The organism is Peribacillus cavernae (genome assembly GCF_003989135.1).
Classification (GTDB): Bacteria; Bacillota; Bacilli; order Bacillales; family DSM-1321; genus Peribacillus; species Peribacillus cavernae.
Genome location: NZ_RYZZ01000018.1, coordinates 12661 through 31169, shown reverse-complemented (window position 1 = coordinate 31169; position 18509 = coordinate 12661). Strand labels below are relative to the sequence as shown.

Below are 18509 nucleotides of genomic sequence, written 5' to 3'. Positions count from 1 at the left end.
AAGCATCCTATGTATTTTTATTCAAAAGAAAAACGATTAAGAACATCTTACACGAAACGATACATCGATTTCCTTAATACCAAGAATCCGTGAAGCATTGAAGCAAATCGAGAGAAAAATGGTTTCTTTTTTCGATTCTGGAATACTTCGCAGATAAGAAAAGGCAAACCCGCTTAAGGAGTTTGCCTTTTCTTATCTTGCAAAGCAATTATGCTTTCAATTTATCGCGTAATACCATTTGAAGGATTCCGCCATGGCGGTAGTAGTCAATTTCAACATCGCTGTCGAAACGGACGAGTACTTCAAATTCCTTCTTATTGCCGTTTTCGTCAGTAGCTGTAACTTTGACGATGTCACGCGGTTTTACGTTCTCATCGACATGAACATCAATTGCTTCAATTCCTGTCAAGCCAAGTACTTCAGCGTTTTCGCCTTTCTTGAATTGAAGCGGAAGAACACCCATAAGCACGAGGTTAGAACGGTGGATACGCTCGAAACTTTCAGCAATGACTGTCTTGATGCCGAGCAGGTTTGTACCTTTGGCTGCCCAGTCACGGGAGCTTCCCATACCGTAATCTTTACCGGCAATAACCGCAAGTCCAGTACCGTCGGCTTTGTAATTCATACAGGCATCATAGATCGCCATCACTTCGCCAGTTGGCCAGTACGTTGTGTAGCCGCCTTCTGTGCCAGGAGCGATTTGGTTACGGATACGGATGTTAGCGAAGGTACCGCGCATCATGACTTCATGATTTCCGCGACGAGAACCGTATGAGTTGAAATCACGCGGCTTAACACCGTTTTCACGCAAGTATTTACCCGCAGGCGTATCTTTGCCAATCGCACCAGCAGGTGAAATGTGGTCAGTTGTTACAGAGTCGCCGAATTTACCGACTACACGCAAGCCTGATAGTGCATTAACTTCACCAGGATCAGGTGATAACCCCTCAAAGAATGGAGGGTTTTGGATATATGTTGATGTATTATCGAACTGATAAAGCGCCTCATTGCTTGTTTGGATTTCATTCCAGCGTTTGTTGCTGCTGAAAACTGTATCATACTCTTTACGGAACAAATCAGGCGTAACTGTTTGCTTAACAGCTTCATTGACTTCTTCATGGGTCGGCCAAATCTCATGTAAGAAGACATCGTTGCCGTCTTTATCTTTACCGAGTGAATCTTTTTGAAGGTCAACATCAACACTTCCAGCAAGTGCATAGGCAACTACTAATGGCGGAGATGCAAGATAGTTGGCCTTAACTAGTGGATGGATACGTCCTTCAAAGTTGCGGTTTCCAGATAAAACAGATGTTACCAGAAGATCCGCTTCAGCAACTGCTGCTTCGATTTCGTCTGCTAATGGACCAGAGTTTCCGATACAGGTTGTACATCCGTAACCAACCAGATTGAATCCTAGTTGTTCCATATATGGCAACAACCCTGAATCACGAAGGTAACCTGTAACTACTTTAGAACCGGGAGCCAAAGATGTTTTCACATAATCAGGGACAGTAAGGCCTTTTTCAACTGCTTTTTGGGCAACAAGGCCCGCACCAAGCATAACATATGGGTTTGATGTGTTTGTGCAGCTTGTGATCGCAGCGATGGCGATTGCACCAGTTTTCATGGCAGTTTTGCGGCCGTTCTTAAACTTAACAGTCACTTCTTTATCGATTTCTTCAGGCTTTAAGCCAAATCCCTGGTTGCCCATGGGCGCATTGAGAGCATTTTTGAAAGCTGTTTGCATCCCGGAAAGCGGAATCAAATCCTGCGGGCGCTTAGGACCGGATAGGTTTGGTTCGATTTCGGAAAGGTTTATTTCCACAACATCAGTATAAGTAGGATCTTCTTTATCCGCCGTGTAGAATAAACCATTTTCTTTGCTGTACGTTTCAACGATCTTGATTTGTTCTTCATCGCGGCCGGTTAAACGCAGGTAAGCGATTGCTTCACTGTCAACTGGGAAGAAACCGCAAGTAGCGCCGTATTCCGGTGCCATGTTGGCAATGGTTGCACGATCAGCTAATGGAAGATAACCAACCCCTGGACCGAAGAATTCCACAAATTTGCCGACAACACCATGTGCTCTTAAAACTTGAGTTACTTTCAACGCAAGATCTGTCGCAGTTGTTCCGTTAGGAAGCTTGCCAGTCAGCTTAACACCGATAACTTCTGGAACCGGGAAGTAAGAAGGCTGGCCAAGCATGCCTGCTTCCGCTTCGATACCGCCGACGCCCCAGCCAAGAACACCGATACCGTTGATCATAGTTGTATGGGAATCTGTGCCGAATAACGTATCAGGGAATACTTCTCGATCTCCGTTTGGAGTTTCCACTGATTGAACTACATTGGCAAGGTATTCCAGGTTAACCTGGTGGACGATGCCGGTTGCAGGCGGAACTGCACGATAGTTATTGAATGATTTTTGAGCCCAGCTTAAGAACTGATAGCGCTCCGTATTACGTTCGAATTCAAGATCCATGTTCACTCCCAATGAATCCGCTGTCCCTGCCTTATCTACCTGTACAGAGTGGTCGATGACAAGATCAACGGGAATGTCCGGATTGATTTTGTCTGGATCTCCGCCAAGAGCAGCCATCGCGTTACGAAGAGAAGCAAGGTCCACGACTGCAGGTACACCAGTAAAGTCTTGCAGGATGATACGGGAAGGCTTGAATGGCACGTCAATTTGCTTTTGTTCATCTGTGCCCCATTTCGCAAGGTTGTCAACGTGCTCTTTTGTAATCACTCTGCCGTCTACCTGGCGAAGCACAGCCTCAAGTAAAACTTTGATGGAATATGGCAGTTTGGAAACGTGGCTTGCCCCTGCTTTTTCCAAAGCATCCAGACTGTAGTAGTTGTAGCGTTTTCCGTTAATTTCAAAGGAAGAACGCGCTTGATAAATATCATTTTTTGTCATCAGAATACTGCCTCCTATTAGACTGTCAGATTAAAATCTGAACATGAGAAGTAAAACGTGGCCTGTGTCAGTGCACAAAACCATGTTACCTTAAATAAATATAAGTAAAACCAGTTAATTTGTCGAAAAGTTTGAACCATTTCCATCCTAACTTTTCCTACAATTAAATAGTAATATAAGAAATGCAATAAGTAAATAACAAGAAAGTTATTATATTTGATAAGTTTTTCTTATGAAGTTCACTTACTTTACCTTTCACTTCCTTAGTTCTTCTTCTCGAGCAACAAAACAGAAAAGCCAATCAATTTTCCAGGATAATATTTGATACTTTCATAATTGAATTTATACAAGATGTGTCAGTTCGCAAAAAAATCACCTTTCACATTATTCAAATGTGTTTCGACACCAGACATGGAAAGTGCTTGCCTTAAGGAGCCAAAGGTAGAAATGCCGCTGAAATCCAGTCCCAATTGGATTGAAGCTTGGGCCACTTCAGGGGGGATACCGGAAATAACCGTTTTTATTCCTAATAAACCGAGTATTTTCGTTAAGTTGAATAATTCATTGGCCACAAGCGTGTCGATGATTGGAACCCCGGATACATCAATAAATAGTTGGCTTATTTTATTTTCTGTGCATTTTTGCGGAGTGGTCTCCAAAATGAATCGTGCCCGTTTTGTATCGATATCGCCAATAAGCGGCAAAACAGCAGTTTCTTTCAGAATAGGAATAACAGGAGAACCTAATTCGTTGATTAATGACTGCTGGTCCGTTAATCTGCCATGGGTAAAGTGATAATATTTCTTAGAAAACTTATAATTCAATTGGTCAAAAGCAGCGTGATAAATAGCACTCCATTTCGCAATGATACCTGTAGTGACAGTTTCTTTGTTTTCAAGAATAAATTTCTCGATAAATCCCCATACCGTTTCCCTGGTTTTGCTAAGAGCCTCGAGAACCTCATGTATCGGGATATTGTGTTCCACTCTGCTCTGGGCAACTGTGTTTGCCCACCTTTCCAGGTATTCATTAAAAAGATCACTATTTCCGGAAAAGGCACTAGCAATGGTGTTGATTGTTAAAGCATGTTGTTCGCTTAATTCTTTCTCAATTGTCGGTTTAGTATTATTGTGATAATACTCTCCAGCCATTTCTTTTCTTTGCAGAAACCACTCCTCGGTAATTTTCTTGGAGTTTTCGATAATGTATTTGTATAGTTGTTGGTTGACAGAATTCAATTCATTTCCCCTCTTTATGTAGCTTCGTTAAGCTGTAGCTCTTCATCTAGAGCTGTAGCTCTTCATCTAGTATAAGTATATACCTTCAAAGGAAAAAGTAAAAATTCTTTGCGGTTCTTTCCTTTTTCATTCAAGTTACATAATTAGGCTTCTTAGTCCACAAGCTAAACATGGAGGTGTTGGAAATGGCAAAACGCAAAGCGAATCATGTAATTCCGGGCATGAATGCAGCAAGTGCACAGGGCATTGGTACCGGATACAACCAGGAGTTCTCCAACGAGCCCCTGACAGAGGAGCAAAAGCAAAACAATAAAAAACGCAAGAAAAATCAATAAAAAAATTCATGTTTATTGACGATATTTAACTTAAATCAGACGTTGAAAATATCTTACCTGAGCCGGTCGACAACAAACCAAAACGTTTGTTACGGCCGGCTTTTTGTTTATTCTTATATCATTGAATGAGTCTTACTAATTTTTATATGGTGGTAAAAATAATAGAAGCAGCAGCTCCCTCTTAGGCATGAATTCATCAATGGGATTCATTTGTTTTGTCGATCATAACTTTAAGGTCATCTAAATATTGCATTAATTGATCCCGCTGTTGCTCTGAAGCATTCTCGAGTGCATTTTCAATTTGCTGGATCGCTTCGTTTACTTCCTGCTTGACGTACTTTAATTGGCTTGCGTAATCTTCGTCATCACGGACGAGGCCCGAATAAACATCGGCCGCTTCCTTTACCCCTTGTTCTGCGGCCTGAAATGACTGCTGTTTATCTTTATGGTACGGCATAATGAATCAACTCCTTTTTTTAGCGTCTAACTCCAGTGTTAGGGTTCGCATTTCCCACAATTTTATGTACAACAAACAGGCGGTTGACAGAATAGAATGAGACATTCCGGAGCAACTTACTTATGTAAACCTTTTAGGTTTACTCGATTTCACTTTCAAAATTCAGGTACCTGGAGGGGATTTGTTTGAATAAAAACGATGCTAAGGATATGCGCAACAATGCTGCCAAAGGCCAAAATTCCGGACAACCTGAACCGCTGAGCGGATCGAAAAAAGTAAAAAACCGCAATCACAGCCGCCAAAAACATAACAGCAGTCATGATATGTAGAAAAGCAGAATAACCTCAGTTGGACAAAAAAGCAGGAGTCCTCTAAAAAGGATTTCCTGCTTCTTTTACAAATTTCCTAAAACGATCGCGATTTCCTCAATTTCCTTGCGTGTGACAGTTCGCATATCGAAGAAAACCTCTTCTTGTTTAATCCTTGTTATAACAGGCGGATTCGCCATTCTTAGTCTTTCGTGAAGTTCATGAGCCGATCTATGGCTGTGCCGAAGGACGACCACATATGTTGAAATTTCTATCCCAGGCATCGTTCCGCCGCCGATCGCGCTTGTTTCCTGAACGATTTCCCCCGAAAATGCCTGCTCTGTTTCTTTTACCAGTTCTAGAAAAAGTTTGGCTTTCATCAGCAATTCTTCTTCACTCTGCATGATATCCCGAATCGTCGGAATGGAACTGGCAGCGGATCGTCCCAAGACATAGTCCGCTAAAGTAGCCTCCAGTGCTGCCAGTGTCATTTTATCCACACGAAGAACTCGTGCCAGCTGATGCTTTTTCAGGATGTCAATATAATATTTCTTGCCGGCAATAATGCCAGCCTGAGGACCGCCAAGCAATTTATCGCCACTGAATGTAACAAGATCTGCTCCCGTCTCAATGACTGCCTTTACTAACGGTTCCTCCCCGATCCCTTCTTTGGCCAGATCAAATAATACACCGCTGCCAAGATCTTCATAGAATAAAATATGTTCATGCTTGGATGCGAGAGCTGCGAGCTTATGTGCTTCGACTGCTTCCGTAAAGCCGATCATTTTAAAGTTCGATGTATGCACCTTCATCAACATAGCCGTCTCTTCCGTAATCGCTTGTTCATAATCGTACAGATGAGTTTTATTCGTCGTGCCGACTTCAACTAGAGTGGCCCCGCTTTCTTCCATGATTGACGAAACCCGGAAAGATCCGCCAATTTCGATCAATTGGCCGCGTGAGACAACCACCTCTTTTTGTTTGGCAAGAGCCCGCAGGACCAGATAAACGGCAGCCGCGTTATTATTCACCACCATTGCCGCTTCGGCTCCGGTTATTTCCGAAATCCACTTCTCAATATGGCTATGCCTGGAACCTCTTGTTCCTTCTCCAAGCTTATATTCAAGATTGGAGTAGTTTCTGGCGACATCTGCTACATGCTGAATCGCAGCTTCACTCAATCTGGAACGGCCTAAATTCGTATGTATGACAATACCGGTTGCGTTAATGACCCTTTTCAACCGATAGGAGTATTTCTGGTCTAAGGTTCGTTGGACAGCATCAAACAAGCTCTGCACAAATGCATCCGTACCAGGCTCAGTATCTTTCCATTCGCCTTTCTGAATCAGCTGCCGTACCTCTTGAAGCTTCTCTTTGATGACAGCCGTCACCGTTTTTTCATCATACTGGTAATTGTTTATTAAATCCTGGAACCGTTCATGCTTTTGCAGCTCATGGACGGGAGGGATAAGTCGTAAAAGCTCTTGAACCACACAGGTCCCTCCTATATGTTAATAGGTTTGATTATCCATTATATCATTTTCACTAAATTGCGGGAAATACATAAAATAGAACAAAGGCGTATGGAGGTTTTACGATGTCGAACGATTATCATAAAGATAGCAATCCGGAAACAGGCAAATTTGACAAGTTTATGGAAAATTATTTTCTTGACCCCAACACCAGTTTACTCGATCAGCTTACGTTTAGAGTGGACCTATATGAGTGCGATGAAGAATACGTGGTTGAAGCTTTATTTGATGAGACTAAACCTGAAAAAATTCACATAAAAGTCAATAACGAACAATTGATCATCGCTGCCTTTCCTAAGATACAGAACAAAGCTCCTATGGAACGCACGGTTCCCTTTCCTTTTTCAATCAATAATAAAAAAATAATCGCCGGATTCAGTAATGATATTTTGGAAATCAAGATTTCCAAAATATCCGATGCAGGTCCACCAAAAAAGGAAATGATTATTATCTGCAATTCCAAAGGATGAATCAATCGTCCTTTTTTTAATTTGACCATTTCCATGTCGCTTAAATCCATTTATCATATAAATAAATAGCTTATCCCTGGCGTGTAAATAAAAAAATGAATTATACTAAGAAGGATGGAGGTGGAGAAAACAATGACAGACCGTGAAAAAATTCGGCTTACAGCTATGTCGACGAAAGCTGGTTGAGGCTGCAAAATTGGTCCCGAGGACCTGACGCAAGTTTTGCGTCTCTTACCAAAACAGAATTCTGTTCCTGAGCTGCTGGTAGGTAACGAAACCGCAGATGATGCAGGAGTTTATCAATTGACCGATGAAATCGCCCTTATCCAGACTGTCGACTTTTTTACTCCGATTGTGGATGATCCATATATGTTCGGCCAAATAGCCGCTGCAAATTCCTTGAGCGACGTTTATGCCATGGGCGGAGAACCAAAAACCGTGCTAAACATTGTCGGTTTTCCGATTAAAAAACTTGGAGGCGAAATGCTCGCCGAAATCCTTAAGGGGGCACAGGATAAAGTCGCAGAAGCCGGTGCGATCACTGTGGGCGGCCATTCGATCGATGACCAGGAGCCAAAGTTTGGCTTATCGGTTACAGGCATTGTCCACCCTGATAAGATTTGGAAAAATATCGGCTCCAAACCGGGCGACCTGCTCGTCCTTACCAAACCAATAGGTGTCGGAATCCTAACTACTGGCATTAAGCGCAATGTTGTCAGTCTAGAACAGGAAAAAGCAGTTACTGAAACGATGGCGATGTTGAATAAGCTTGCCGCAGAAAGTCTACTGCCGTTTCACCCCAATGCTGTTACGGATGTAACAGGTTTCGGTTTATTGGGACATGCAAGTGAGATGGCTGGAGGCAGCGGTGTTAGCATTGAGATTTTCAGTGACAAGGTTCCTTTATTGGACGGCACCCGCAAGCTTGCCGCAGAAGGAGTGATTCCTGGCGGTACAAAATCCAACCATTCCTGGCTTTCTGATACTGTTTTATATCCAGAAAACATGCCTCTTGACGAACAATTAATCCTTTGCGATGCAGTCACTTCCGGCGGGTTGCTCGTAAGCATTCCGGAAAGCGAAGCAAACGAATTCGTCGCTAGATTGCATGAAGCAGGATTACAGCATGCTTCTATTGTTGGGGCTGTAACGAAAAAAAGAGAAAAAACGATATCTGTCCGATAAACAGAAAATCCGTTTGACCTTTGTGTCAAACGGATTTTCTCTTTAAAGCCATATTCTCTTGTTTCCTTCGCGGCGGGTCACCTTTTCCATATCAAGCCGCTCCAGGAAGGGGATCATGTATTTCCGTGACAGCCCCAATACCGCTTTAGCATCGCTCACCTCGAAAGAACCTTCTGTATGTTCCTTAAGATTATCCACAGCTTCAGAGAACATATCGGCAGAGAGATAGAATCTATCATCGAGCGGCATTAGCAGCTTTTGTTCCACCAGAAAATAGGTTAATTCTGGACGGATCGTTTCCGGAATGCCGGCATCATGCAAGTAATTTTCTAAATAACGAACTTGAAGCCGGTCCTGCTTAATCGCCTGAAGCATTCCTTCCACCCGCTTGCTCCAGTTTTTCGGAACAGAAGGAGTAAAATCAGCCGTAGCGAAAAATTGCCCGTTTCGTTTCCAGGTCCCTTTTTCTTCACCCAGCCTTAATACAAATTCAAGCAACGCTTTCGGGAAAACAGCATGGAGACCCTGAATGATCTCTGCCTTGTTAATCCCCTTCCTCATCGGGTTTGCCAGCTGATATTCCGACAGCCGGTCATACATTCCTTCTGTAAGGCTTTCGATTTCTCTCCCAGTAGTGTACTGGTCCCGGGCATAGGAGACGAATTCCGGTTGATCTAAAACCTGGATGATTTCTGCTTCGTCAAGGGAAGTGCGCGTCATTAATTCGGTAATGGAAAGACCCTTTGATTCGACCATTGCAGAGATAATCCGTTCCTCCGGTTTTCCTTCTTTTTTCCTGGCCAGCTCTTCAATCGTTTTCATTCCGAATCTGTATTTATCGCCTTGCGGATCAATGACCCAGCCGCCGCCAATCGTTTCCGGGGGGCTAGGACGGCGCAAAATAAAGCGATCGCCCCGTTTGGTTACGATTTCTTCCTCCAAGCGCAGCTGGCACAAAATCTCCCCGGTTACTGAACTAATTTCATTTCTGTCAAAAAAGACAATCCGTCCCATGACCTCTGAGGTGCCAATATGGCATTTAATCGGCATTCTTTGTTTGACCATATGCTCCAGATCACCCGTTATCCTCAGCGAAACGTCCAGACATTTAGTAACGTTGAAATGCTCAGAAGATACAAGGACATCTCCCCGTTGGATCTCCTCTTTAGCAACACTTGAGAGATTGAGCGCGGCCCGCTGGCCTGCGAATGCCTGTTTTGCAGGCTTGTGATGAACCTGTAGCTGGCGTGCTTTCGTCTCAATATGATGCGGTAGGATCAATAAGGATTTCCCCTCTTCCACCGAGCCTTCATAAACCGTTCCCCGGACAACCGTTCCCTGCCCTTTTACGGTGAACACCTGGTCGATCGGCAGCCTGAACGGTCCCTTTGTATCCCGGGATTCGAGGCCCGCCAGCTCTGAAAGGATTAGCTCTCGTACTTCGTCTATTCCCTTTTGAGATAAACTGTCGACCATAACCACAGGAGCCATTTTAAAAATGCTATCCTCCAGCTCGAGCATAATCTCTTCCTTAACCAAAGCAAGAAAGTCCGCTTCTACTTTGTCGATTTTAGAAATGGCGACAATCCCTTTTTTGATCCCTAAAAAGTCCAATATCTGCAGGTGTTCTTTTGTTTGTGGCATGACCCCTTCATCAGCTGCGACTACAAGGACAACTAAATCAATGCCGGCCACTCCTGCAATCATCTGCCGGATAAATCGTTCATGTCCGGGGACATCAATGACCGATACCTGCATTTCTTCATTTTCATAAAGAGGGGCAAACCCCGGTTCAATCGATATTTGTCTTTCTTTTTCTTCTTTTAAACGGTCAGTATCCACATTGGTCAACGCTTTTGTTAGCGACGTTTTGCCGTGGTCAATATGCCCGGCCATTCCAATTGTAAAATGCTTTTTCATGAAGGACACCCTTTTATTTTAAAAAACTGATTATTGATGAAGAAGCGCTCCCACAGCCCCGCTATATTCACCTTTTTCAAGGAAAAGCGGCGTGCAGCCAAAAGCTTCCGTAGCCTCGAAAAGCAGCGATCGAAGCGGTCGATTTCCGGCTACCGCGCCTCCAAAGTAAACGATATCCTTTACCTGATGGCTACCGGCAGCCTGCACAGCCATCAGCATAACTGTTTCCGCAATCATGCCGGTTACAGCCGCCAACATATCCTCTGGTTTGGAAGCACTTAAGCCCGCGGCCTTCCCAAAGTTACTTGCTGTAAAATATCCCGGAATCGGGGGTTCTAATGGTTCATATATATCTTTAACCAGAAGGTCCAATTTAGAACGTTTTCCCTCTTCGGCAAGGGAAACAATGTCTCTAAATTGATCTGTTCCTGTAAGCAAATAGGCTAACCCAAGTAATGTCCCGCCGCCCACACCGGTGCCGATAATCCTCTCAGCAGCATCATTTGTAAGCAAATAAAGAGAGGTTCCAGTTCCAACATTCACAAGAATGCAACGGTTTAATGATTGTTTAGCTTCCTGTTTCAGCAGAAAGGCGGCCCCTTGCGCCGTGGCCTCAAATTCAGCGATTTCTTTAACAGGAGATTTGACCTTTTCATGAACAAGAGTGCTTTTTCCGCCTGTAACACAAACAATGGCCTCCGGGGCGATGATCGAAAGCCACTGAATAAGCGAAGGAAGGTCATCGTAGGAATAGGTTTTCACATGAAGCTTTTCTTCTTCAAAATAAGCCATTTTTAAAAGCGAACTGCCTGCATCGATCCCGATTCTTTTCACTGGCATCTTAAGGTCCCTCATTTCAGCTATCGTTTTTCGCAAGCGGCTGTTTGTCAGAAAGTGCACCGCTTGAAAGCTTGCTGCTGGAACGATTATAGCATGTTTCTTGCCGGTATGAGCTATGGAGTGGACTCGTGTTATAAAAGATATCACTTTCACGAGATTCCGTACATACGTCCAGTAATTGTTACCAAAAAAAAGACAGACCGAATAGCTGATCTGCCTTTTTTATCTTTAATTGAAAAGATGCTCATACGGAGTCATATTCACTTGTCTTTCCGTAAGTTTTTTTCGCAAAAATTTATGGTCGCGCTTTGGAGTTGCCATAATATAACCCCTGATGACCAGATCCTCGGTTATCGAAGAAACCTTTTCATCCACAGCCAATGCCCCGATTTTACCGGCAATTTTTTGACGGGCTACATCTCTGAACAATTCAGGAACAGGGCTCACCAAATCTTCAAGCAGCTCTTTTTGATCAGCCGGCCAAAGATCCCTTGTCTCCCCCACATAATGTTCTTCCCAATCCATATCGGATTTCCCATCTTCCTTTGGCAGCCTTTTAAGAAACTTCCTGAACATAAAAAAGCCGCCAATCGCAAACAAGGAAATCAATACCACTATCCAAAAAAGGATAAACCATAAAAACCAGCCACCCAGCATGGCGTTCACCCCAATTTAATATGATTACAATTATGTTTATTATAGACTTGATATACTTCCTTTTTCAAGGAAATAATCTACTTTCCCTCTATATTTAGATAGAGATTGCCAAGGGTTTAGGCTGAAGTTTCCTGCTTCCTGGCACTCGTTAAAGCTTACCTGTTGATATTTCCATTTTGCATCTATATAATAGAAAAGGTCTCTACGAATACGGGGTCGGAAGGGTAGCTGGTGCGCTCCTCGGTCTTCAAAACCGCGTGAGAGGCTCGTGCAGTCTCTGGTGGGTTCGATTCCCACACGGTCCCGCCAACCCTTATAATATAAGGGTTTCCAAGGAAGAGGAACTTGCATCCAGAACTATTACTGATTACTACACTAACTTTGAGTACCTTAATAAGTATGTTGTTGAAGATATATCCGCTAATGAGATTAATATAGATGTTTTCCGTGGTTTTATTGACTACATGCTACATGGACAATCTTGTGTTATCTTATAGGGCCGAATCCAAAGTGACTTTTAGAGAAATTGTACATTTTAATTCACCTGCGCACTATATACGATTCACTAAACAGGTCACGATTCATTCAATGGACTTCTTTTGTTCTATATATCTATAAATGGTCGCCCGTGCTAAACCCGTTGCTTGAGTAATCTCCTTCATGGTATATTCTCCTGAACGATACAATTCATAAGCCTTTTCCTTAAGGAGTCTGTTAGCTTCTTTCCTTCCTAGCTTAACTCCCTTTTCTCTCGCGTTTTCGATTCCCGCTTTTATCCTTTCAACGATTAGCTCCCTTTCGAATTCTGCGCAAACTTCAATCATATGAAAGACCATTCCGCCCCTTTCAGCCGAGGTATCAATGTTTTGTGTTAAGGAAATAAGATCAATTTCTCTCTCCTTCAGCTCATTTGTTATTCGATGGAGATCTTGGATGCTTTTTGCTAGTCTATCAAGTTTGTATACGATTACAATGTCTCCTTCTCTTGCGTATTCCAGCATTGCTTTTAATCCTTCTTTTTCTGTGTTGTTTTGTATGTCAGTAAAAATCTTGTAGCATCCACTTTCGGTAAGAAAACTTATCTGTTTATCCAGAGTTTGTTTACCTGTAGAGGCTCTCGCATAACCCAGCTTAGCCATTACCTCTCCTCCTTCCATATATTATCAATTACTTAAAATGTATCATAAATATGTCTCGCACATTTACATTTACAATAAAAAGATATATTTTTGAGACAATATTATATTTTTAGTACAATACTCCTAATTTTGTATCTAAATTATATGATTTTTAGATAAAAAGCAAAATTGTGGACAACTGACGGGTCCAGGGGATAACTTTATTTCATTCCTGTTACGAGCTGCAAATCATATTTTCGTATCATAAATAAGTAATTTTGAAACATTCAGAAGAAATGTGGACAACTGATGCCTGGTGTGAATAATATTATTTCATTCATGTTACAGGCGGAGAGCAATTGAACTACCCCCGCTTATCGACTTTTCGGTCCGATTGAAGCGGGGGATTCCTAAGAACACCAGTGCATCCACCAGTTATTGATTAGGCTATCCCCGTAGTCCCTACGGTTAGAAGCCTTATGGCTTCATTTTTAAGGTTTTGTCCTGCGTTAACATCTCGATTATGATGAGTCCCACAAGAAGGACATTTCCATTCGCGTAATCCGAGATGTTTAACGTCTTTGTGTATGTAGCCACAGCTAGAACACAGTTGACTAGAAGGAAAGTTCTTCGCAACAGTAACGATTTGTTTGCCATACCAGTTCGCTTTGTATGCCATCATTGTTTTGAATTGTGCCCTTGGTTTTAGGCAAATCGGCTACTTCTGTTTCGGTTGCTAATGAAACAAAATATTTGCCGGAAGGGTTGTGTCTAATGGTTGCACTCATAATGCGTCCTCGTACTTCACGACTTTTAGCAAAACGTACAAGACCTAACTTTGGCAATTTGATATGATGATCTATCACAGGGATATTTCCATTTGTATGCTTCGTAGTGTAAGACTGGACAGGGTTCTTTTTCGATTTAAAGCGGGGTTGTTTGTTTTGTTTTTTGTAGTATCTGCTATAGGCATCCGCTAAGTTTTCAACAGATTTCTGCAAGGCAATGCTATCCACTTCTTCTAGAAACGAATAGTTCTTTTTTAGTTCAGGGAGTGCTTTCACTGTTTCATATTTGTTTAGATACTCACCTTTCCAATTGTTGGTTGGAAGCTGGCCATTCTGTTTCATTTCTTCACAAACATGCCAATAAGCATCTTTATCTTTTTGCTTATTAAGAAAGAAATTAAATACAAACCTTGAACAGCCAATGATTTTGTTAATAAGCTCAGTTTGATGTTGATTAGGGTATATACGAAATTTATATGCTTTGTTAACAATCATGAAATTCACCTCACTCCCGAAAGGAATGTTTGTTCCCATTATAACATAATGAGGAAGGTTTTGGCACCGACATTCATCTCCCACTCACTCATTGGGCTACGCCACATTCCTTGAAGTGGGGAGTCTTCTCTCGGGGAACGATAAAAACCACAGCTATGCCGTGGCAACAAATCATACCTATTAGTAAAATTTTGGCCCTTTCATAAGCTTCATGGGTATCAATAACAAACAGGATCCCTTTATCATTTACAAGCAGTTGTTTACAATTCGGGATTTTTCCCTTATCGTCGTGCCTCTTGGTCGCCCTCTACCTTTGTCTGCCGATTAAGGAAAATACATGGGAAGCAGGTATGCTGCTTGTCAGTCTTTTACCCCCCTGGCTCCTGCCGTTTTTTGTTGCTTACTCTTTTTCTGTTTACCTTTACATTTACATGCTACGCTTATTTTAATATGAAAAATAAGCGTACTCCCTCCCCCGGGTTCCAATAAATATCAAATTTACTTTAGATGTGTACCATAAGAAAAGGGCATAATTACGAGAATCATGTGAAATGTTCGTTTAACCATAAGGTCGATGCTGCTATAAATTTTTCGGCAGCTGGCGGAAGATTTTTGAAGGATATCGAACCAATGCCGATGGAGAAAATTGCTCGATCATCTGAAAGAGGTATTTTTTTTACACCATCAGGTAGATTATATAAAGCGATGTCTGGCAGGATGGCTACACCAAGGGAGTTTTTTACCATCGAAATAACAGCCTGTTCATCATCTAAATGAAAAGCAATTTCAGGAGAAAGTTTATTTGATTTCAAAATGTTATGTATGATTTTAAGGGTAGAATTTTGGAGAATCAGCTTTTCTTCCTTCAATGCATTCGGCTTTATCGAATTTTCAGCACCAAGATGGTGGGTTTCCGGCACAACACAGCAAAACGCTTCTCGCTTTAAATGGAGAACCTCCAGATCGGCAGCAGGCGGCATTAAAAAACCGAAATCTACAATCCCCTGAGAAATCCACAGAGAGATTTCCTCCTGTTTCCCCTCCACAATGTCTACTTTTATATGCGGATATTGATCCATGAATTTTTTCAATATTCCAGGAAGCCATACAGCAGAAATAGATGAAAATGTGCCGATCCTAACAGTCCCTATTTCTAGTCCTCTTATTTCCCCAGCCTCCTGAAGCATTTTTTCATTCAAATATAGAATCTCCCTAATATACAACAACATTCGCTCACCGTTTACGGTTAGCCTGATGCCTGCTTTATTACGGGTTAATAAGGAAAACCCCAGCTCTTTTTCCAAGCTGGAAATGGCATGACTTACCCCTGATTGGGAAATATTTAACGATTCACTTGCTTTTGTTAAGCTGCCAAGTTCTACAACTGTATGAAATATTTCATATTTGCCTATCGACAAATTCATCCCTCTTTATATTAGTTTTATTCATAATATAACATAAAAAATGAATTTTTTTCATCACTTTCCGACAATTAAAGAGACTGCTTGAGCAGTCTCCCTATGCTAGACCCTCCTACTCCATATAAATAATTTTGGTCACATACAAGAAAGAATCAATGATAATTGCAAGTAACTAAAAGATATTTAAATAATTCTTCAGTCGTTTTTATCAACCCCGAATTCACCTTATACCAAGCACCTCTTAACAAACCATTTATTTTCCCAACTCAGGTTAACCGCTATTGTTCATCAATCAATGGTCTTTCTACGAATAAAAAATATCAAACTACAGAAGATGCTTCTTCCTGCCTTCTTGTCTTTAAAACTCTAAAGAAGCATTTTTTTCATCACCTATTTGATTTTGCCCCTCAGATACCATATGAAGGCCTTTCCTCTCACTTATACTTAACTATTGATTTTGGTCCTTCATCAACCACATGAAGACCTTTCTTTCCCTTATTTGATTTTGGTCCTTCAGCTCTCCTATGAAGGACTTTTTTCACTTATTTACAGAATTTTATCCTTCCCCTTATGAAGACCTCATACAAAAACCCCATTTACTTATGATACGGTTCACTGTAACCTCTCTAACTGCGAATTTTTTAAAAAAGAACCTTCAATCCAAAGATAGATTAAGGGTTCTATGTTTTATTTTCAATGATATTCTATTATTTATTCAATTCTTTAAGTGAACTTTTTTATCTCTTTTTTTCAATAATTGCCTTTTCAATCTCTTCATCATAGAAACGATTGTCCATTGATGAAAAATGTTGTTTAAACTTTTGCATTAAATACCTTTGTTTCTACATCCACAGAATTAACTATAGACTAGCTCTTTTTCGCTTAGGCCAAGCGTCTCTGCTGTTGAAGTATGAATTTCGTGCAGAAGCTCTGGGTTTTCCATTAGTGACACGCCATAAGAAGGAATCATTTCTTTGATTTTTGGTTTCCACTCTGTCATATGTTGTGGGAAGCACTTTTCTAATACCTCAAGCATAACGTTAACGGCAGTAGAAGCACCAGGAGAAGCGCCGAGCAATGCAGCAATCGAGCCATCAGCAGCAGTAATCACTTCCGTACCAAATTGAAGCGTTCCTTTGCCGCCTGCTTCTGTATCTTTGATAACTTGTACACGTTGGCCCGCTACTACTAAATCCCAATCCTCAAGCTTGGCGTTCGGGATAAACTCTCGTAACTCTTCCATGCGCTGTTCTTTCGATAACATAACTTGCTGGATCAGGTATTTTGTCAATGACATCTCTTTTGCGCCTGCCGCCAACATAGTGAAGACATTATTCGGTTTTACGGAAGTGACTAAATCCAACATTGAACCCGTTTTTAAGAACTTGGGTGAGAAGCCGGCAAATGGTCCAAATAGTAACGATTTTTTGTTGTCAATATATCGTGTGTCAAGATGCGGAACAGACATTGGTGGAGCACCAACCTTCGCTTTGCCGTATACTTTAGCATGATGCTGCGCTACAACTTCTGGATTATTACATACCATAAATATTCCGCTAACCGGGAATCCGCCAATATGTTTTGACTCAGGAATACCAGATTTTTGCAGTAAATGCAGGCTTCCGCCCCCACCTCCGATAAAGACGAATTTTGCCGTATGGCGCTCAACGCTACCGCTATCGACATTACGCACTTTTAATTCCCACGAGCCATCGCTAGTACGTTTTATATTATCAACACTATGTTTATATTTGATATCAACGTTTTTAGTCTTTAAGTGGTCAAATAACATGCGTGTTAAAGTACCAAAGTTGACATCCGTTCCAGTGTCGATTTTTGTTGCCGCTATCGCATCATTCGATGGACGGTTTTGCATAATAAGCGGAATCCATTCCATCAGCTTTGCTGGGTCATCAGAAAATTTCATCCCTTGGAAGAGGGGATTGTTTGACAGTGCTTCAAAACGTTTCTTTAAAAACGTTACATTTTCTTCCCCTTGTACCATACTCATATGAGGCAATGGCATGATAAAGTCCTGCGGATTATTGATCAGCTTGTTGTTTACAAGATAAGACCAAAACTGCATTGAAACCTGGAACTGTTCATTAATTTTAATCGCTTTGCTAATATCTATAGATCCGTCTGGTTTTTCGACAGTGTAGTTAAGCTCGCATAGTGCAGCATGCCCTGTTCCCGCATTATTCCATTCGTTAGAGCTTTCCTCGCCTGCTTTTTCGAGCTTCTCAAACACTTTGATTTCCCATTCTGGTGCTAACTCTTTCAGAAATGATCCCAAAGTCGCGCTCATGATTCCGCCACCAACCAAGATAACGTCTGTTTTTTTCTGTATGTTGCTCATTATAACCTTCCTTATCTCCTATATTTGCAAAAAAGATGTAGGCGCTCCTGCTTAGGTGTCACAAAAAGCCAGGCACGACCTAGGAACACACCTTTTTTGTCTCAATTATAACTATATCATATTCTATTATAATTATTTATAACACTTGAAGAAACAAGCCTGATGGCTTGTCTTTGTCGTATTTAATGGACATCTTCTCCCTTTATTGAATAATATATGGTCAAATTATTTCTTGAACTCTTATACTGATGTATAATTTTAATATATTGGAATTTTATAGATGAGGCCTGGATAGACTGGTACAAAGTTACATTTACAAAAACCACCCCAACCACAACCTGCTTGCGTTTTGTCCCGGAATTCTACAAACATAAAAAACTGCAAACCCGGTTAAGCATTTGCAGAAATTGTCGGTAACTTATAATGACTAGCATTAAAAAGGGAGAGAATAAAATCCTTTTCACCA

Annotated in this window: 14 protein-coding genes, 1 tRNA gene and 2 pseudogenes; 6 read left to right on the top strand and 11 right to left on the bottom strand. The window is 41.5% G+C overall.

What is annotated here, in order from left to right; all coding sequences use genetic code 11:
* Positions 1-208 precede the first annotated feature (208 nt).
* Positions 209-2920: an aconitate hydratase AcnA gene (acnA, locus tag ELQ35_RS13935; protein WP_126865432.1), complete on the bottom strand. Its 2712-nt coding sequence runs from the start codon at positions 2918-2920 to the stop codon at positions 209-211.
* Positions 2921-3276: 356 nt separating this feature from the next.
* Positions 3277-4158 (bottom strand): STAS domain-containing protein, encoded by an 882-nt coding sequence (locus ELQ35_RS13930; RefSeq protein WP_246026078.1) that lies wholly within the window; start codon positions 4156-4158, stop codon positions 3277-3279.
* A 185-nt stretch (positions 4159-4343) separates the two neighbouring features.
* Between ELQ35_RS13930 and sspO the strand changes: the two genes are divergently transcribed.
* Positions 4344-4493 (top strand): small acid-soluble spore protein O, encoded by a 150-nt coding sequence (gene sspO, locus ELQ35_RS13925; RefSeq protein ID WP_126865431.1) that lies wholly within the window; start codon positions 4344-4346, stop codon positions 4491-4493.
* Positions 4494-4689: 196 nt separating this feature from the next.
* On the opposite strand, the gene ELQ35_RS13920 is transcribed toward sspO, so the two are convergent.
* Complete coding sequence (locus ELQ35_RS13920) at positions 4690-4950, bottom strand: hypothetical protein (protein ID WP_126865430.1); 261 nt, start codon at positions 4948-4950, stop codon at positions 4690-4692.
* 185 nt (positions 4951-5135) lie between these two features.
* Here ELQ35_RS13920 and ELQ35_RS13915 point away from each other — a divergent pair, with 185 nt between their 5' ends.
* Positions 5136-5279 carry a small acid-soluble spore protein P gene (locus ELQ35_RS13915; protein WP_126865429.1) on the top strand — a complete coding sequence of 48 codons (144 nt, stop codon included), beginning with the start codon at positions 5136-5138 and terminating at the stop codon, positions 5277-5279.
* 65 nt (positions 5280-5344) lie between these two features.
* On the opposite strand, the gene selA is transcribed toward ELQ35_RS13915, so the two are convergent.
* A complete protein-coding gene (gene selA, locus ELQ35_RS13910; protein ID WP_126865428.1) occupies positions 5345-6751 on the bottom strand; it encodes an L-seryl-tRNA(Sec) selenium transferase in 1407 nt (468 codons plus the stop codon).
* A gap of 104 nt (positions 6752-6855) precedes the next feature.
* Between selA and ELQ35_RS13905 the strand changes: the two genes are divergently transcribed.
* Both ELQ35_RS13905 and selD read left to right on the top strand, forming a co-directional pair.
* The gene (locus ELQ35_RS13905) at positions 6856-7260 is read left to right on the top strand and encodes an Hsp20/alpha crystallin family protein (protein ID WP_126865427.1); all 405 of its coding nucleotides are present in this window, start codon (positions 6856-6858) and stop codon (positions 7258-7260) included.
* Positions 7261-7392: 132 nt separating this feature from the next.
* The gene (selD, locus tag ELQ35_RS13900) at positions 7393-8445 is read left to right on the top strand and encodes a selenide, water dikinase SelD (protein ID WP_126865426.1); all 1053 of its coding nucleotides are present in this window, start codon (positions 7393-7395) and stop codon (positions 8443-8445) included.
* Between the two features lie 42 nt (positions 8446-8487).
* On the opposite strand, the gene selB is transcribed toward selD, so the two are convergent.
* From selB to ELQ35_RS13885, 3 genes are all read right to left on the bottom strand, one after another.
* The gene (gene selB, locus ELQ35_RS13895) at positions 8488-10365 is read right to left on the bottom strand and encodes a selenocysteine-specific translation elongation factor (protein WP_126865425.1); all 1878 of its coding nucleotides are present in this window, start codon (positions 10363-10365) and stop codon (positions 8488-8490) included.
* 30 nt (positions 10366-10395) lie between these two features.
* Positions 10396-11205, bottom strand: coding sequence for a type II pantothenate kinase (gene coaW, locus ELQ35_RS13890; RefSeq protein ID WP_185861773.1), 810 nt, complete (start codon positions 11203-11205; stop codon positions 10396-10398).
* Between the two features lie 228 nt (positions 11206-11433).
* Positions 11434-11862, bottom strand: a complete 429-nt coding sequence (locus ELQ35_RS13885) for a DUF2621 domain-containing protein (RefSeq protein WP_126865423.1) — start codon at positions 11860-11862, stop codon at positions 11434-11436.
* A 212-nt stretch (positions 11863-12074) separates the two neighbouring features.
* On the opposite strand from ELQ35_RS13885, the gene ELQ35_RS22645 reads away from it, so the two are divergent.
* Positions 12075-12171 (top strand) — tRNA-Sec (locus tag ELQ35_RS22645).
* A gap of 272 nt (positions 12172-12443) precedes the next feature.
* Here ELQ35_RS22645 and ELQ35_RS13880 read toward each other — a convergent pair.
* From ELQ35_RS13880 to ELQ35_RS13870, 3 genes and pseudogenes are all read right to left on the bottom strand, one after another.
* Entirely contained in the window at positions 12444-13019 is a 576-nt protein-coding gene (locus ELQ35_RS13880) for a recombinase family protein (protein WP_126865422.1), read from the bottom strand.
* A 403-nt stretch (positions 13020-13422) separates the two neighbouring features.
* Positions 13423-14263 (bottom strand): annotated as a pseudogene (locus tag ELQ35_RS13875) (RNA-guided endonuclease TnpB family protein).
* Positions 14264-14805: 542 nt separating this feature from the next.
* Positions 14806-15681 (bottom strand): LysR family transcriptional regulator, encoded by an 876-nt coding sequence (locus ELQ35_RS13870; protein WP_126865421.1) that lies wholly within the window; start codon positions 15679-15681, stop codon positions 14806-14808.
* A gap of 192 nt (positions 15682-15873) precedes the next feature.
* On the opposite strand from ELQ35_RS13870, the pseudogene ELQ35_RS23150 reads away from it, so the two are divergent.
* Positions 15874-15981: pseudogene (locus ELQ35_RS23150) on the top strand (NERD domain-containing protein); the annotation flags it as partial.
* A 559-nt stretch (positions 15982-16540) separates the two neighbouring features.
* Here the strand turns inward: ELQ35_RS23150 and ELQ35_RS13860 are convergent.
* A complete protein-coding gene (locus tag ELQ35_RS13860; protein ID WP_126865420.1) occupies positions 16541-18043 on the bottom strand; it encodes a malate:quinone oxidoreductase in 1503 nt (500 codons plus the stop codon).
* Between the last annotated feature and the right edge of the window lie 466 nt (positions 18044-18509).

Excerpts from the sequence above, each read along its gene's own strand:
- selB (WP_126865425.1), bottom strand. The coding sequence starts at position 10,365 with ATGAAAAAGCATTTTACAATTGGAATGGCCGGGCATATTGACCACGGC.
- sspO (WP_126865431.1), top strand. The coding sequence starts at position 4,344 with ATGGCAAAACGCAAAGCGAATCATGTAATTCCGGGCATGAATGCAGCA.
- ELQ35_RS13885 (WP_126865423.1), bottom strand. The coding sequence starts at position 11,862 with ATGCTGGGTGGCTGGTTTTTATGGTTTATCCTTTTTTGGATAGTGGTA.
- ELQ35_RS13905 (WP_126865427.1), top strand. The coding sequence starts at position 6,856 with ATGTCGAACGATTATCATAAAGATAGCAATCCGGAAACAGGCAAATTT.
- ELQ35_RS13920 (WP_126865430.1), bottom strand. The coding sequence starts at position 4,950 with ATGCCGTACCATAAAGATAAACAGCAGTCATTTCAGGCCGCAGAACAA.
- acnA (WP_126865432.1), bottom strand. The coding sequence starts at position 2,920 with ATGACAAAAAATGATATTTATCAAGCGCGTTCTTCCTTTGAAATTAAC.
- coaW (WP_185861773.1), bottom strand. The coding sequence starts at position 11,205 with ATGCCAGTGAAAAGAATCGGGATCGATGCAGGCAGTTCGCTTTTAAAA.
- ELQ35_RS13880 (WP_126865422.1), bottom strand. The coding sequence starts at position 13,019 with ATGGAAGGAGGAGAGGTAATGGCTAAGCTGGGTTATGCGAGAGCCTCT.
- ELQ35_RS13860 (WP_126865420.1), bottom strand. The coding sequence starts at position 18,043 with ATGAGCAACATACAGAAAAAAACAGACGTTATCTTGGTTGGTGGCGGA.